Origin of the sequence: Agrobacterium sp. CCNWLW155, from assembly GCF_036888815.1 — a bacterium.
GTDB lineage: Bacteria > Pseudomonadota > Alphaproteobacteria > Rhizobiales > Rhizobiaceae > Agrobacterium > Agrobacterium radiobacter.
On the sequence record NZ_JBAKFW010000001.1, the window covers coordinates 515,807 to 529,662 of the forward strand.

Sequence of the window (13,856 nt, forward strand, 5' to 3'; positions counted from 1 at the left end):
TTTAGTATTTATTAAGTAATGTCAATATTTTTATTTTGATTTATTGCTTGTTGAATTAGAGTAATCGATTTTACTAACTATTGCTTCCGAGGTGGTTTGATGTCTCATAGGTATGGATTTTTTATCATTTCTTGCTGCCGCTCGATTGCACGGCGCAGGCATTGTCTTCTCCGTTGACGATCTTGCCGTGACAGAAGCGGTGCTTGCTGCTAATGGCGTCTCCAGCGCAGAAGCGGGCGGCCGTCTGGTGGTGTCCGCCGCGCCGGTCAGGGCGGTGCATTCGCCTTCGAGGAAAAATGATGAGCGTTACGAACAATCTCAAAGTCACCGCCGGCGACGGCGCCAATTCGGTTTCCTTTTCCAATAGCGAGCGGTTTTCCCTGATCGCCGGCCCCTGCCAGATGGAAAGCCGGGAACATGCTTTCATGATCGCTGGCATCCTGAAGGAGCTTTGCGACAAGCTGGGGATCGGGCTCGTTTATAAGTCCTCCTTCGACAAGGCGAACCGCACCTCGCTTTCCGGCAAGCGCGGCATCGGCCTTGACAGTGCGATGCAGGTTTTCGCTGATCTCAAGAAGGAATTCGGCTTTCCTGTTCTGACCGACATTCACACCGAGGAGCAATGCGCCATCGTTTCCGAGGTGGTGGATGTGCTGCAGATTCCGGCTTTCCTCAGCCGCCAGACCGATCTTCTCGTCGCCGCCGCCAAAACCGGCCGTGTCATCAACGTCAAGAAGGGCCAGTTCCTGGCGCCCTGGGACATGAAGAACGTGCTCGCCAAGCTTAATGAGAGCGGCAACCCGAATGTGCTTCTGTGCGAGCGCGGCGCTTCCTTCGGTTACAATACGCTGGTCTCCGACATGCGCTCCCTGCCGATCATGGCATCGCTTGGCGCGCCGGTCGTGTTTGACGCCACCCACTCGGTGCAGCAGCCGGGCGGGCAGGGTGGCTCCACGGGCGGCCAGCGCGAATTCGTCGAGACCTTGGCACGCGCGGCGGTCGCCGTCGGCGTGGCCGGCCTCTTCATCGAGACCCATGAGGACCCTGATAATGCGCCGTCTGACGGCCCCAACATGGTGCACCTGAAGGACATGCCGAAACTGCTCGAAAAGCTTCTGGCTTTCGACGCCATCACCAAAGCCTGAGGGCTGGCCGCTGCGGCGGGCGCCGTTTGTGCCAATCGATTTTAATGGCGGGCGGGCCGTTTCCGCTGCCCACCGTCATTGTAATTTCTTCGCCATCGTCTAAGACAGGCGACGGAAAATATCTGTTCCATTCCCAAGGGAGAGACCATGACTGCCATTACCGATATCATCGCGCGCGAAATCCTCGACAGCCGCGGCAACCCGACCGTTGAAGTCGACGTTTATCTCGAAGACGGCTCCATGGGCCGTGCCGCCGTTCCCTCCGGCGCCTCCACCGGCGCGCATGAGGCGGTTGAGCTGCGTGATGGCGGCAAGCGTTATCTCGGCAAGGGCGTGGAAAAGGCGGTCGAAGCCGTCAATACGGAAATCTTCGACGCGATTGGCGGTTTCGACGCTGAAAACCAGATCCAGATCGACCAGATGATGATCGCGCTCGACGGCACGCCGAACAAGTCGCGTATCGGCGCCAACGCCATCCTCGGCGTGTCGCTCGCCGTTGCGAAGGCTGCCGCTGAAGCGTCCGGCCTGCCGCTTTACCGTTATGTCGGCGGCCCGAACGCGCATCTGCTGCCGGTTCCGATGATGAACATCATCAATGGCGGCGCGCATGCAGACAACCCGATCGATTTCCAGGAATTCATGATCCTGCCGGTCGGCGCGGAAAACATCCGCGAAGCCGTGCGCATGGGTTCGGAAGTGTTCCATACGCTGAAAAAAGAACTGTCGGCGCAGGGCCACAACACCAACGTCGGCGACGAGGGCGGTTTTGCACCGGGCCTCGAAAGTGCGCCGGCTGCGCTCGATTTCATCATGAAGTCGATTGAAAAGGCCGGTTACCGTCCGGGCGACGACATGTTCGTTGGTCTTGACTGTGCATCGACCGAATTCTTCAAGGACGGAAAATACGTTCTCGAAGGCGAAGGCCGCACGCTGGAGCCGGGCGCGATGGCTGAATATCTCGCCGATCTGGTCGGCAAGTATCCGATCATCTCCATCGAAGACGGCATGGCTGAAGACGACTGGGAAGGCTGGAAGACGCTGACCGATCTCGTCGGCAACAAGTGCCAGCTGGTGGGCGACGATCTTTTCGTCACCAACTCCGCACGTCTTCGCGACGGCATCAAGATGGGGGTTGCCAACTCCATCCTCGTCAAGGTCAACCAGATCGGTTCGCTTTCCGAGACGCTGGATGCGGTCGAAACGGCGCACAAGGCCGGTTACACCGCCGTCATGTCGCACCGCTCGGGCGAAACGGAAGATTCCACCATCGCCGATCTCGCGGTTGCCACCAATTGCGGTCAGATCAAGACCGGTTCGCTTGCCCGTTCCGACCGGCTCGCGAAGTACAACCAGCTGATCCGTATCGAGGAAATGCTGGGCCCGCAGGCCGCTTACGCCGGCCGTTCGATCCTGCGCGGATAATTCGCGTTCAGGTTTGGCGACGTGGCCCGCCGCTTGGCGGGCTGAGGTTGGTGAAAGACGTGTCCACGCATGAGACGTCGTCCTCGGGCCTGACCCGAGGATCCACCTTCCAAACCACTTATAGATCCTCGTCCCAAGGGCGAGGATGACGAAGTTGAGAGGAGAACTTTCTTTGCAAACGTAGCCCGCCTTCCGGCGGGCTTTTTTGCGTCCGTCAGCCGACAGGAATTTAAGGTCAACGGATAGTTAAACAATCCGGCTTAGTCTCAGAATCACGTTGTGCGTTTTAAGGCTTCTCTCCGGCATGTGGACCAGACATCATAAAAAGAGACGATTCGGCCGTTTGATCGTTCCGGCCATCACGATCGCTTTTCTTTCCTATTTCGGGTATCATTCCATTCATGGCGACTTCGGCCTGCAGGCGACGGAGCGGCTGGAGCGGCAGCGCATTACCCGCACCGCGGAGCTCGCAAAGCTCACGCAGGCGCGCGTGGCGCTTGAGCGGCAGGTGGAATTGATGAGCGACGGCTCGCTTGAGCGGGACATGATCGACGAGATTTCGCGCTATCAGCTCAATATGTCCCGTACGGACGAAATTGTCATCATGAATACCTACTTCTAATTAACCGAAATCAAGTTAATTAATGATTTGTGATTTATTCACAGCACTTTAGCGTGAATATGTGCCATGCGTTTAAAGCATTGCTGCATGGCATTTTCTTGCATATGGTACGCGCCACTCTATCCATTCAAACGGCAACTCAGGGAGGGATGAATGGCGCCGCGAAAACCAGCGACCGTATCCGGCCGAAAGACAACGGCAAAGGCTGCAGGCGAATTCACCGGTAAGAACAGCCCGGACTTTTCGAAGGAAGAAGAGCTTCACGCCTATCGTGAGATGCTTCTCATCCGTCGCTTCGAGGAAAAAGCCGGCCAGCTTTACGGCATGGGCTTCATCGGTGGTTTCTGTCACCTCTACATCGGTCAGGAAGCCGTTGTTGTCGGCATGCAGATGTCTCAGAAGGAAGGCGATCAGGTCATCACCGCTTACCGTGACCACGGCCATATGTTGGCTCTGGGCATGAGCGCGCGTGGCGTCATGGCCGAATTGACCGGCCGCAAGGGCGGCCTGTCGAAAGGCAAGGGCGGCTCGATGCACATGTTCTCCAAGGAGAAGCATTTCTACGGCGGCCACGGCATCGTCGGTGCGCAGGTTTCGCTCGGAACCGGTCTAGCCTTCGCCAATAAATATCGCGGCAACGACAATGTCTCCGTGACCTATTTCGGTGACGGCGCCGCCAACCAGGGTCAGGTCTACGAGAGCTTCAACATGGCCGCTCTCTGGAAACTGCCGATCATCTATATCGTTGAAAACAACCGTTACGCCATGGGCACCTCGACCGCCCGCGCCACCGCACAGTCGAACTATTCGCTGCGCGGCCAGTCCTTCGGCATTCCCGGCATCCAGGTGGATGGCATGGATGTGCGCGCCGTAAAGGCAGCCGCCGATCAGGCGCTGGAACATTGCCGCTCCGGCAAGGGGCCGATCATTCTGGAAATGCTGACCTACCGTTACCGTGGTCACTCCATGTCCGACCCGGCGAAATACCGTTCGAAAGACGAAGTGCAGAAGATGCGCTCCGAACATGACCCGATCGAGCAGGTCAAGGCACGGCTTCTGGAGCAGGGCTGGGCAAGCGAAGACGAGTTGAAGGCCATCGACAAGGATGTCCGTGATATCGTCGCCGATAGCGCAGACTTCGCCCAGAACGACCCAGAGCCGGATGTATCCGAGCTCTACACCGACATTCTGCTCTGATCGGGAAAGGGAAACCCATGCCAGTAGAAATTCTTATGCCCGCCCTTTCCCCGACCATGGAGGAAGGCACGCTTTCCAAATGGCTTAAAAAGGAAGGCGACAAGGTCACATCCGGCGACGTGATTGCCGAGATCGAGACCGACAAGGCGACCATGGAAGTGGAAGCTGTGGATGAAGGTGTTATCGGCAAGCTGCTGATCGACGCCGGCACCGAAGGCGTCAAGGTCAACACGCCGATCGCCGTTCTCATCCAGGAAGGCGAAAGCGCTGCCGACATCTCTTCTTCCGCCAAGAAGGAAGAGCCGAAGGCTGAAGCTGCAAATTCCGATTCGGATGCCGCAGGCGGCAAGACCCGCGAAGCATCCGAGGAGCCGAGCGCTGCCAAGGAAGCCGCAAAGGTTCCGGCAGCACCTAAGATCGAAGTCGCTGCCGATCCGGATATTCCTGAAGGCACGGAAATGGTGATGACGACGGTGCGTGAAGCGCTGCGCGACGCCATGGCCGAAGAAATGCGCGCCGACGAAAAAGTCTTCGTCATGGGTGAGGAAGTCGCCGAATATCAGGGCGCCTACAAGATTACCCAAGGCCTGTTGCAGGAATTCGGCGAACGCCGCGTCATCGACACCCCGATCACCGAGCACGGTTTTGCCGGTATCGGCGTTGGTGCGGCAATGACGGGCCTGCGGCCCATCGTCGAATTCATGACCTTCAACTTCGCCATGCAGGCGATCGACCAGATCGTCAACTCGGCAGCGAAGACACTTTACATGTCGGGCGGCCAGATGGGTGCGCCGATGGTGTTCCGCGGTCCTTCGGGTGCTGCCGCCCGCGTTGGCGCTCAGCATTCGCAGTGTTATGCCGCCTGGTACAGCCATATTCCGGGCCTCAAGGTCGTCATGCCGTATACGGCTGCCGACGCGAAGGGTCTTCTGAAGGCGGCTATCCGCGATCCGAACCCGGTCATCTTCCTTGAGAACGAAATTCTCTACGGCCAGAGCTTCGAAGTACCGAAGCTCGATGATTTCGTGCTGCCAATCGGCAAGGCGCGCATTCATCGCAAGGGCACGGACGCGACCATCGTTTCCTTCGGCATCGGCATGACCTACGCGATCAAGGCGGTTGCGGAACTCGAAAAGCTGGGCATCGACGTCGAACTGATCGATCTGCGCACCATCCGTCCGATGGATCTGCCCACCGTCATCGAATCGGTCAAGAAGACCGGTCGTCTGGTCACGGTCGAGGAAGGTTTCCCGCAGTCATCGGTCGGTGACTTCATCGCCAACCAGGTCATGCGCGCCGCTTTCGACTATCTCGATGCGCCGATCCTGACGATCGCCGGCAAGGACGTTCCAATGCCTTACGCGGCAAACCTCGAAAAGCTGGCTCTGCCCAACGTCGATGAAGTCGTTCAGGCCGTCAAAACCGTCTGCTACAAGTAAGGGGAGGCGTTTCGATGCCGATAAACATCACCATGCCTGCCCTTTCTCCCACCATGGAAGAGGGCAATCTGGCCAAGTGGCTGGTCAAGGAAGGCGACAAGGTCGCACCCGGTGACGTGATTGCCGAGATCGAGACCGACAAGGCGACCATGGAAGTGGAAGCCGTCGATGAGGGCACGGTCGCCAAGCTGGTCGTTCCCGCCGGCACTGAAGCGGTCAAGGTCAACGCCCTGATCGCCATCCTCGCTGCGGAAGGCGAAGATGTCGCCGAGGCGGCACAGGGCGGCAATGCCGCGCCTGCTCCGTCTCAGGCCAAAGCCGAGGCACCGAAGGAAGAGAAGAGCGAAGCTGCGCCAGTCAAAGCTGAAAAGCCTGTAGCCGATCAGGCAGCCGCAGCTTCCACACCGGCTCCGGTGGCAAAGTCTGGTGAGCGCATTTTCGCTTCGCCGCTTGCCCGTCGTCTTGCCAAGGAAGCCGGTCTCGACCTCACGGCCGTCTCCGGGTCCGGCCCGCATGGCCGCATCGTCAAGACCGACGTGGAAAAGGCTGCCGCTTCCGGTGGTGCGAAGGCAGCTCCTGCCGCCGCAGCATCCGCAGGCGCACCGGCTCCGGCACTTGCCAAGGGTCCGTCCGACGAAGCCGTTCTCAAGCTGTTCGAGCCGGGTTCCTACGAGCTGGTGCCGCATGACGGCATGCGCAAGGTCATTGCCAAGCGTCTGGTCGAATCCAAGCAGACCGTTCCGCATTTCTACGTTTCCGTGGATTGCGAACTGGATACGCTTCTGGCGCTGCGCGCCCAGCTCAACGCCGCCGCTCCCGAAAAGGACGGCAAGCCCGCCTACAAGCTTTCGGTCAACGACATGGTCATCAAGGCGCTGGCTCTCGCGCTGCGCGACGTGCCTGATGCCAACGTCTCCTGGACGGAAAGCAACATGGTCAAGCACAAGCATTCGGATGTCGGCGTTGCCGTTTCCATTCCGGGTGGCCTGATTACGCCGATCATCCGCAAGGCGGAAGAGAAGTCGCTCTCCACCATCTCCAACGAGATGAAGGACTACGGCAAGCGCGCGAAAGAGCGCAAGCTGAAGCCCGAGGAGTATCAGGGCGGCACAACGGCCGTGTCCAACATGGGCATGATGGGCGTCAAGAGCTTCTCCGCCGTCATCAACCCGCCGCATGCCACCATCCTGGCTGTCGGTGCGGGCGAACAGCGCGCTGTCGTGAAGAACGGCGAGATCAAGATCGCCAATGTCATGACGGTCACGCTTTCCACTGACCACCGCTGCGTCGATGGCGCGCTCGGAGCCGAACTGATCGGCGCCTTCAAGCGCTACATCGAAAACCCGATGGGCATGCTGGTTTGATCGGAGAATAACATGGTGAAGTCGGTCCTCTGCTTTGGCGATTCCCTGACCTGGGGATCTGATGCGGAAACGGGTGGCCGGCACAGCCATGACGATCTTTGGCCGAGCGTCTTGCAGAAGGCGCTCGGTTCCGACGTGCATGTGATCCATGAGGGTCTTGGCGGCCGCACCACCGCCTATGACGACCTGACGGCCGATTGCGACCGCAACGGCGCGCGGCTTCTGCCGACGCTGCTGCACAGCCATGCGCCGCTTGATCTCGTCATCATCATGCTCGGCACCAACGACATGAAACCGTCGATCCACGGCTCGGCGATTGTCGCCATGAAGGGTATCGAGCGGCTGGTGAAGCTCACGCGCAACCATGTCTGGCAAGTTACGGACTGGGAAGCGCCTGACGTGCTGATCGTCGCGCCACCGCAACTCAGTGAGACGGCAAACCCTGTCATGGGCGCGATCTTTCGCGATGCAATCGATGAGTCGGCGATGCTGGCTTCCGTTTACCGGGACCTTGCCGACGACCTCGACTGCGGATTTTTCGATGCCGGGTCTGTCGCCCGCACGACGCCGGTGGACGGCGTCCATCTCGACGCTGAAAACACGCGGGCCATCGGGCGCGGGCTGGAGCCTGTCGTCCGCATGATGCTCGGACTTTGACACTCATTCTCGTTTCGGGGCGGTTTGCCGTCACCCGAATAAGACAAGGCAGGATTTCCAATGGCTCAATCTTATGACGTCATCATCATCGGTTCGGGACCAGGCGGTTACATTGCCGCGATCCGCGCAGCCCAGCTCGGCATGAAGGTTGCGGTCGTGGAGCGCGAGCATCTGGCCGGCATCTGCTCCAACTGGGGCTGCATTCCCACCAAGGCGCTGCTGCGCACCGCCGATGTCATGCACACCGCCACCCACGCCAAGGATTACGGTCTGACGCTGGAAGGCTCGATCAAGCCTGACGTCAAGGCGATTGTGGCGCGCTCGCGCGGCATTGCTGCGCGCATGAACAATGGCGTCGGTTTCCTGTTCAAGAAGAACAAGGTCGATATCATCTGGGGTGAAGCCAAGATCACCAAGCCGGGCGAAATCGTTGTCGGAAAGTCCACCAAGCCGGTGGTTCAGCCGCAGGGTCCCGTGCCGAAAAACACGCTGGGCGAGGGCACCTATACCGCCAAGCACATCATCGTCGCCACCGGCGCACGCCCGCGCGCGCTTCCGGGCATCGAGCCGGATGGCAAGCTGATCTGGACCTATTTCGAGGCGATGAAGCCGGAAGAACTGCCGAAGTCGCTGCTCGTCATGGGGTCGGGCGCCATCGGCATCGAATTCGCCAGCTTCTACCGCACCATGGGCGTCGACGTCACCGTCGTCGAAATCATGAGCCAGGTCATGCCGGTTGAAGACGCGGAAATCTCCACCTTCGCCAAGAAGCAGCTCGAAAAGCAGGGCATGAAAATCCATCTGGAGACCAAGGTTTCCAAGGTCGAGAAGGGCGCGAACTCCATCACCGCGACGCTTGAGAAGAAGGATGGTTCTTCCGAAAAGATCACGGCCGACCGCATGATTTCCGCCGTCGGCGTCGTCGCCAATATCGAAGGTATCGGGCTTGAGGCTGCCGGCGTGAAGACCGATCGCGGCTTCATCGTCATCGACGGTTACGGCAAGACCAATGTACCTGGTATCTACGCCATCGGCGATGTTGCTGGCCCGCCGCTGCTCGCCCACAAGGCGGAGCATGAGGCCGTCATCTGCGTCGAAAAGATTGCAGGTCTGCCGAATGTCCATCCGATGGACAAGCTCAAGATTCCCGGCTGCACCTATTGCAACCCGCAGGTCGCTTCTGTCGGCCTCACCGAAGCCAAGGCGAAGGAACAGGGCCGCGATATCCGCGTCGGTCGCTTCTCCTTTGCTGCGAACGGCAAGGCCGTGGCACTCGGCGAAGATCAGGGTATGGTCAAGACTATCTTCGATAAAAAGACCGGTGAACTGCTCGGCGCGCATATGGTCGGTGCGGAAGTGACCGAGCTCATTCAGGGCTTCGTTGTCGCCATGAATCTCGAGACGACGGAAGAAGACCTGATGCACACGATCTTCCCGCATCCGACGATTTCGGAGTCGATGAAGGAAAGCGTGCTCGACGCCTATGGGCGTGTTCTGAACGCATAAGTGCTCCGTGATACCCGGCATTGTCTAACCCTGCCGGGTGTCCCATATGTCTCGATGCAGGCCGCTCAAGGGGCCGGTTCTTTCAGGGAGCGTGGAATGGAAAGTGTAGGCTGGATTGCAGCAATCATCATCGGCGGTCTCGCCGGCTGGCTTGCGGGCAAGCTCATGGACATGCGCTTCGGCGTTTTCATGAACATCGTCCTCGGCATCGTCGGTTCGGTGGTGGCTGTTGCGGTGCTGAGAACCTTCGATGTTTTCGTCCAGGACAGCAGGCTCGGCTACTTCGTCACGTCTTTCCTCGGGGCAAGCTTGCTGCTGTTTCTGGCGAAGCTGGTGCGGCGCTGACAAGGCTTCGTGACCCGAAGGGGCTTACGCTTTTTCTGGAATTGTTCTAAAGCATCCGGCCAACAGATGTTTAGATCGCTAAAGGCGATGGAAGCAGGTTTTTAATGGTCACTATTCTCGACAGGACGTCGTCCGAAGAAAAGCGTATCCGTCACCCGGAAAAGGCGCACAAGCCCGATACCGAGGTCATGCGCAAACCGGAATGGATCCGCGTCAAGGCGCCGACCTCCAAGGGCTATCACGAGACGCGCGAACTGGTGCGCAGCCACAAGCTGGTAACGGTGTGCGAGGAAGCCGGCTGTCCGAATATCGGCGAATGCTGGGACAAGAAGCACGCGACGTTCATGATCATGGGTGAAATCTGCACCCGCGCCTGCGCCTTCTGCAACGTCGCGACCGGCAAGCCCAATCCGCTTGACATGGATGAGCCCGAGAATGTCGCCAAGGCCGTGAAGCAGATGGGCCTGTCGCATGTCGTCATAACCTCGGTCGACCGCGATGACCTCGCCGATGGCGGCGCTGAACATTTCGAGAAGGTGATCTGGGCGATCCGTGCGGCGTCTCCGACGACGACCATCGAAATCCTCACGCCTGACTTCCTGAAGAAGCCGGGCGCGCTGGAACGTGTTGTTGCGGCCAAGCCCGATGTCTTCAACCACAATATGGAAACCGTCCCGGGCAACTACCTGACGGTTCGCCCCGGTGCGCGCTATTTCCACTCCGTGCGCCTCTTGCAGCGGGTGAAGGAACTCGATCCCACCATGTTCACCAAGTCTGGCATCATGGTCGGTCTCGGCGAAGAGCGAAACGAAGTGCTGCAGTTGATGGACGACCTGCGCAGCGCCGATGTGGACTTCCTGACCATCGGCCAGTATCTGCAGCCGACCCGCAAGCACCACAAGGTCGAGGCCTTCGTGACACCGGAGGAATTCAAGTCCTACGAGACGGTGGCCTATACCAAGGGCTTCCTGATGGTCTCGTCGAGCCCGTTGACCCGCTCCTCGCACCATGCCGGCGACGATTTCGAGCGCCTGCGTGCTGCCCGCGAGAAGAAGCTGCTGGCTGCTGCTGAGTAATCAGGGGCGGAAAGGCTGGGCAAAACGACGTGTCATCGCACGTTTTGCACGCTCTCATGCTCGGGCTTGTCCCGAGCATCTGCAACCTCTGTACTTTACGATACGTGATTGTATCCTCGGGACGGGCCCGAGGATGACGTTGAGCTGGAGGCGAACCTTACGAAATGGCTCAATCGCCTGTTTTCGGCCCCACAAGCCGATCAGGCCACAACCTTCTTCGGCCGATGCGCCCGCATGCACAGCACCACGCTCAGCACTACTGAGCAGATCGCGACGGCCTCAACCAGCGTCGGGCCACGTCCCTCCCAGAGAAAACCGTAAAGCAGCGCAAACAGCGTTTCGAACAGGATCATCTGTCCGACCATGGTGAGTGGTAGAAGTCGGCTCATGCGGTTCCATAGCGCATTGCCGATAATGGAGGCGGTGACGCCGAGGCCTGCGGCAACGGCGGCGAAATGCAGCCAATCCCCGGAAGCGTGGTTTGCGCCACCAAAGCCGAAAGCCGGAATTGCCAGCACCAGCGCCAGCGCGCCGGTCACCACACCCGTCATCATGTTCCAGTCATCGGCACTGACATCGTGAAGGCGGGAAAGCCAGCGGGCGTTGCCGACGGCAAAGGCCGTCCAGGAGGCCAGTGCGCCGAGCGCGCAGGCAAGGCCGATGACGCGTGAAACATTGAGCCCACCATCGCCTTGCACCAGCGATTGCCAGGAAATGCCGACAATGCCGATTGCGCCGAAAACAAGCGACGGCCATAGCCGCCGGAGCGATACCGCGCCGTGGTCGCGACTGCCGATGATGGTGACGGCGACGGGCAGGAAACCGATGATGATGGAGGTGAAAGCGACACCGCTGAGTTTAACGGCTGTCGATATGAAGACATAATAGGCGATATTGCCGATCATGCTCAGCCAGCCGAGCGCAAACCATTCCCGCACGCCAAAACGGGCGGAAACCCGCCTGATGCGCGGTCCGATGATGATGAGGGAAATCAGCCCGTAGGTGAGGTAACGCGCCGTCGACAGTTGTAGGGCGGAAAAATCCGGCACGAGTTTGGGGGCGAGAAAGATGCCTCCCCACATCGCTCCCGCCAGCATGCCATAAAAAACACCGAGACCTGTCCTGTTCATGTCCTGTCACATCCGCATTCGCATTTGCCTGCGATGTGCCACAGCCCCTTCCGGCTGTCTTGACAAAAACTCCTGATGACCGTGTAGACGGTTCTAATGAATGCCGCGGTTTCGGCGATAGGCAGCGGGCGTTTCACCCACCGCATTGCGCATGGCGCGCGTCAGTGCCGTCTGGTCGGAAAAGCCGGCCCGTAGGGCAATCTCGGCAATTGGCAGGGCGGAATCGTCGAGCAATGCAAAGACCTTGTCCATGCGCAGCCCGGCCAGCCAGCGGTGAGGTGGGAGGCCGAATTCTTCGAGAAACAGAGCATGCAGACGGCTGTCGCTGATCGTCACGCAGGAGGCAAGCATCCCGATGGTCCAGGGGAAGAACGGTTCCGCCCTGACGACCGCGGCGAGCCTGTGCAGGCGTTGGCGGATATCGGTTCGTTCGTCGGCCAGGCTGTCGATCAGCAGCGGCGCCCACAGACCGGCAATATCGTCGCGCCGCCCATCCGCTCCGATGATGCCGCGCATATAGGCGATCAATTGCCGGGTATCCTGCGCTATGTCGAGAAACGGCGAACGGGCGAATTTTTCGAGGGTTTGCGCGGGAAGGGCGCTTTCATCGATATCGACCACCAGTGAGTGATTGCTCGCTGTCGCTTCCTGGGTATGCGGTGTGTCGCGATGGATGAAGACGCCGCGCCCGGTCGACAATTCATCCTGCCGTCCGGCTACATCGATCAGCAGACGCCCGGAGACCGGAAGAACGATCTGAACGAAGCCATGCCGTTCCTTCGGTCTTTCTTCCCTGTAGGTTCTGATATCGGCGGATGCGGCTGTCATGACGCTGTCGTTTCCATTGTGCAAAGAAATGGCCGCCTCGAAAAAGCGGCCGGTTTCATTGTTTGATTATGACATCGTCTTGAAGATTGGGCCAGTCGGCTTTATCCGTCGGCTCTGCGCGCCGGCAATTAACAGTCTTCCTTGGCGGTCGATTCGCCGCGTTTGCGCTTGCGCAGAACCGGCTTGTTTTCTCTCGCCTCGCATTTCGCGACATCGATAAGATAGGCAAGCACCGGCATGCCGTTCATCGATGCGAGTTGTTTTGCGGATTCGAGAAGGTTGATGATGTTGGAAAAATCGTCCATCGGCTCACTCAGTGGCTCAAAGCGGTTATGTATCGGGTCTGAACCCAAGGATGAATACGCTGGGTGAAATTGGGAGCTTCCAGCGCCGTTGCATCCAATGGGTGTAATATTAGTCGCAAATAAATAGCAATCCCTGCGACGGAGTTACAATAGTCAATTTTCCGTAACTGCCATGCGCGGTAACGATATCGCTCAAGGGTTATGACCGGGTGGCAGAAATATATCCAGCGGTTGGATGAGGTCTATCAAATGCCGAACTATCTTCACAGGGTAGAAGATGCTGCCGCGATTATCGCCGGCGCGCAGCGCATATTGGTCGTTGGCTGTTCCGGCGGCGGCAAGTCGACGCTTTCGCAGAAGCTCGCGGGCAATTTCGGGCTTCGTTATATCTCCATGGATCGGGAGATTTTCTGGCTGCCCGGCTGGCAGGCGCGCGCCCGCCATGAGCAGCGGCAGAGGATAGCCGCCATCATCACCGAAGAGCGCTGGCTGATGGACGGCAGCAACCCGTCGTCTTTCGATATGCGCCTGCCGAGGTCCCACATCGTTCTCTGGGTGCGCATGCCGCGCTGGCTCTGCCTGTGGGGCGCCGTCAGCCGGGCGATCAAGGGTTACGGCAAGGCGCGGCCCGAAATGGCGGAGGGATGTCCCGAAAGGATAGACATCGATTTCCTGCGCTATATCTGGAATTTCGAACGCCGCCACGCCCCGATTTTTGAGCAGAATTTCGCGCTTTATGGTCCTGATGTGCCGGTATTCCAGCTGAAAAGCCGAAAACAGTTTCGCCGCCTTCTTGATCTTCTCGTTATCGAGGATTAAC

Annotated in this window: 14 protein-coding genes and 1 pseudogene; 12 read left to right on the forward strand and 3 right to left on the reverse strand. The window is 59.0% G+C overall.

Annotated features, from left to right (window positions below):
* Nucleotides 1-145 precede the first annotated feature (145 nt).
* From V6S97_RS02590 to lipA, 11 genes and pseudogenes are all read left to right on the forward strand, one after another.
* A pseudogene (locus tag V6S97_RS02590) lies at nt 146-300 on the forward strand (VOC family protein); the annotation flags it as partial.
* Nucleotides 300-1,145: a 3-deoxy-8-phosphooctulonate synthase gene (kdsA, locus tag V6S97_RS02595; protein WP_099086122.1), complete on the forward strand. Its 846-nt coding sequence runs from the start codon at nt 300-302 to the stop codon at nt 1,143-1,145. The pseudogene V6S97_RS02590 and the gene kdsA, both read left to right, overlap by 1 nt.
* Before the next feature lie 147 nt (nt 1,146-1,292).
* Complete coding sequence (gene eno, locus V6S97_RS02600; RefSeq protein WP_003502596.1) at nt 1,293-2,567, forward strand: phosphopyruvate hydratase; 1,275 nt, start codon at nt 1,293-1,295, stop codon at nt 2,565-2,567.
* 304 nt (nt 2,568-2,871) lie between these two features.
* Nucleotides 2,872-3,189 carry an FtsB family cell division protein gene (locus tag V6S97_RS02605; RefSeq protein ID WP_003502598.1) on the forward strand — a complete coding sequence of 106 codons (318 nt, stop codon included), beginning with the start codon at nt 2,872-2,874 and terminating at the stop codon, nt 3,187-3,189.
* A 153-nt stretch (nt 3,190-3,342) separates the two neighbouring features.
* Nucleotides 3,343-4,386 (forward strand): pyruvate dehydrogenase (acetyl-transferring) E1 component subunit alpha, encoded by a 1,044-nt coding sequence (gene pdhA, locus V6S97_RS02610; RefSeq protein WP_003502601.1) that lies wholly within the window; start codon nt 3,343-3,345, stop codon nt 4,384-4,386.
* A 17-nt stretch (nt 4,387-4,403) separates the two neighbouring features.
* The gene (locus tag V6S97_RS02615; RefSeq protein WP_003502603.1) at nt 4,404-5,825 is read left to right on the forward strand and encodes a pyruvate dehydrogenase complex E1 component subunit beta; all 1,422 of its coding nucleotides are present in this window, start codon (nt 4,404-4,406) and stop codon (nt 5,823-5,825) included.
* A 14-nt stretch (nt 5,826-5,839) separates the two neighbouring features.
* On the forward strand, nt 5,840-7,189 hold the full coding sequence (locus V6S97_RS02620) for a pyruvate dehydrogenase complex dihydrolipoamide acetyltransferase (RefSeq protein WP_003502605.1): 1,350 nt from the start codon (nt 5,840-5,842) through the stop codon (nt 7,187-7,189).
* Between the two features lie 12 nt (nt 7,190-7,201).
* On the forward strand, nt 7,202-7,846 hold the full coding sequence (locus V6S97_RS02625) for an SGNH/GDSL hydrolase family protein (RefSeq protein WP_003502606.1): 645 nt from the start codon (nt 7,202-7,204) through the stop codon (nt 7,844-7,846).
* A gap of 60 nt (nt 7,847-7,906) precedes the next feature.
* Nucleotides 7,907-9,352, forward strand: coding sequence for a dihydrolipoyl dehydrogenase (gene lpdA, locus V6S97_RS02630; protein WP_003502607.1), 1,446 nt, complete (start codon nt 7,907-7,909; stop codon nt 9,350-9,352).
* A 96-nt stretch (nt 9,353-9,448) separates the two neighbouring features.
* Nucleotides 9,449-9,697: a GlsB/YeaQ/YmgE family stress response membrane protein gene (locus tag V6S97_RS02635; protein ID WP_003502608.1), complete on the forward strand. Its 249-nt coding sequence runs from the start codon at nt 9,449-9,451 to the stop codon at nt 9,695-9,697.
* 104 nt (nt 9,698-9,801) lie between these two features.
* Nucleotides 9,802-10,773: a lipoyl synthase gene (gene lipA, locus V6S97_RS02640; protein WP_087743870.1), complete on the forward strand. Its 972-nt coding sequence runs from the start codon at nt 9,802-9,804 to the stop codon at nt 10,771-10,773.
* A gap of 200 nt (nt 10,774-10,973) precedes the next feature.
* On the opposite strand, the gene V6S97_RS02645 is transcribed toward lipA, so the two are convergent.
* The 3 genes from V6S97_RS02645 to V6S97_RS02655 all read right to left on the reverse strand — a co-directional run bounded on the left by V6S97_RS02645 (nt 10,974) and on the right by V6S97_RS02655 (nt 13,036).
* Nucleotides 10,974-11,903: a DMT family transporter gene (locus V6S97_RS02645; protein ID WP_334426033.1), complete on the reverse strand. Its 930-nt coding sequence runs from the start codon at nt 11,901-11,903 to the stop codon at nt 10,974-10,976.
* 93 nt (nt 11,904-11,996) lie between these two features.
* Entirely contained in the window at nt 11,997-12,731 is a 735-nt protein-coding gene (locus V6S97_RS02650; RefSeq protein ID WP_060726183.1) for a helix-turn-helix transcriptional regulator, read from the reverse strand.
* Between the two features lie 128 nt (nt 12,732-12,859).
* Nucleotides 12,860-13,036, reverse strand: coding sequence for a hypothetical protein (locus V6S97_RS02655; protein WP_003496171.1), 177 nt, complete (start codon nt 13,034-13,036; stop codon nt 12,860-12,862).
* 249 nt (nt 13,037-13,285) lie between these two features.
* Here V6S97_RS02655 and V6S97_RS02660 point away from each other — a divergent pair, with 249 nt between their 5' ends.
* The gene (locus V6S97_RS02660; protein WP_035212510.1) at nt 13,286-13,855 is read left to right on the forward strand and encodes an ATPase AAA; all 570 of its coding nucleotides are present in this window, start codon (nt 13,286-13,288) and stop codon (nt 13,853-13,855) included.
* The last annotated feature ends 1 nt before the right edge of the window (nt 13,856 follow it).

Excerpts from the sequence above, each read along its gene's own strand:
- V6S97_RS02650 (WP_060726183.1), bottom strand. The coding sequence starts at position 12,731 with ATGACAGCCGCATCCGCCGATATCAGAACCTACAGGGAAGAAAGACCG.
- V6S97_RS02615 (WP_003502603.1), top strand. The coding sequence starts at position 4,404 with ATGCCAGTAGAAATTCTTATGCCCGCCCTTTCCCCGACCATGGAGGAA.
- lipA (WP_087743870.1), top strand. The coding sequence starts at position 9,802 with ATGGTCACTATTCTCGACAGGACGTCGTCCGAAGAAAAGCGTATCCGT.
- kdsA (WP_099086122.1), top strand. The coding sequence starts at position 300 with ATGAGCGTTACGAACAATCTCAAAGTCACCGCCGGCGACGGCGCCAAT.
- pdhA (WP_003502601.1), top strand. The coding sequence starts at position 3,343 with ATGGCGCCGCGAAAACCAGCGACCGTATCCGGCCGAAAGACAACGGCA.
- V6S97_RS02655 (WP_003496171.1), bottom strand. The coding sequence starts at position 13,036 with ATGGACGATTTTTCCAACATCATCAACCTTCTCGAATCCGCAAAACAA.
- eno (WP_003502596.1), top strand. The coding sequence starts at position 1,293 with ATGACTGCCATTACCGATATCATCGCGCGCGAAATCCTCGACAGCCGC.
- V6S97_RS02635 (WP_003502608.1), top strand. The coding sequence starts at position 9,449 with ATGGAAAGTGTAGGCTGGATTGCAGCAATCATCATCGGCGGTCTCGCC.
- V6S97_RS02645 (WP_334426033.1), bottom strand. The coding sequence starts at position 11,903 with ATGAACAGGACAGGTCTCGGTGTTTTTTATGGCATGCTGGCGGGAGCG.
- V6S97_RS02605 (WP_003502598.1), top strand. The coding sequence starts at position 2,872 with ATGTGGACCAGACATCATAAAAAGAGACGATTCGGCCGTTTGATCGTT.
- V6S97_RS02625 (WP_003502606.1), top strand. The coding sequence starts at position 7,202 with ATGGTGAAGTCGGTCCTCTGCTTTGGCGATTCCCTGACCTGGGGATCT.
- lpdA (WP_003502607.1), top strand. The coding sequence starts at position 7,907 with ATGGCTCAATCTTATGACGTCATCATCATCGGTTCGGGACCAGGCGGT.
- V6S97_RS02660 (WP_035212510.1), top strand. The coding sequence starts at position 13,286 with ATGCCGAACTATCTTCACAGGGTAGAAGATGCTGCCGCGATTATCGCC.
- V6S97_RS02620 (WP_003502605.1), top strand. The coding sequence starts at position 5,840 with ATGCCGATAAACATCACCATGCCTGCCCTTTCTCCCACCATGGAAGAG.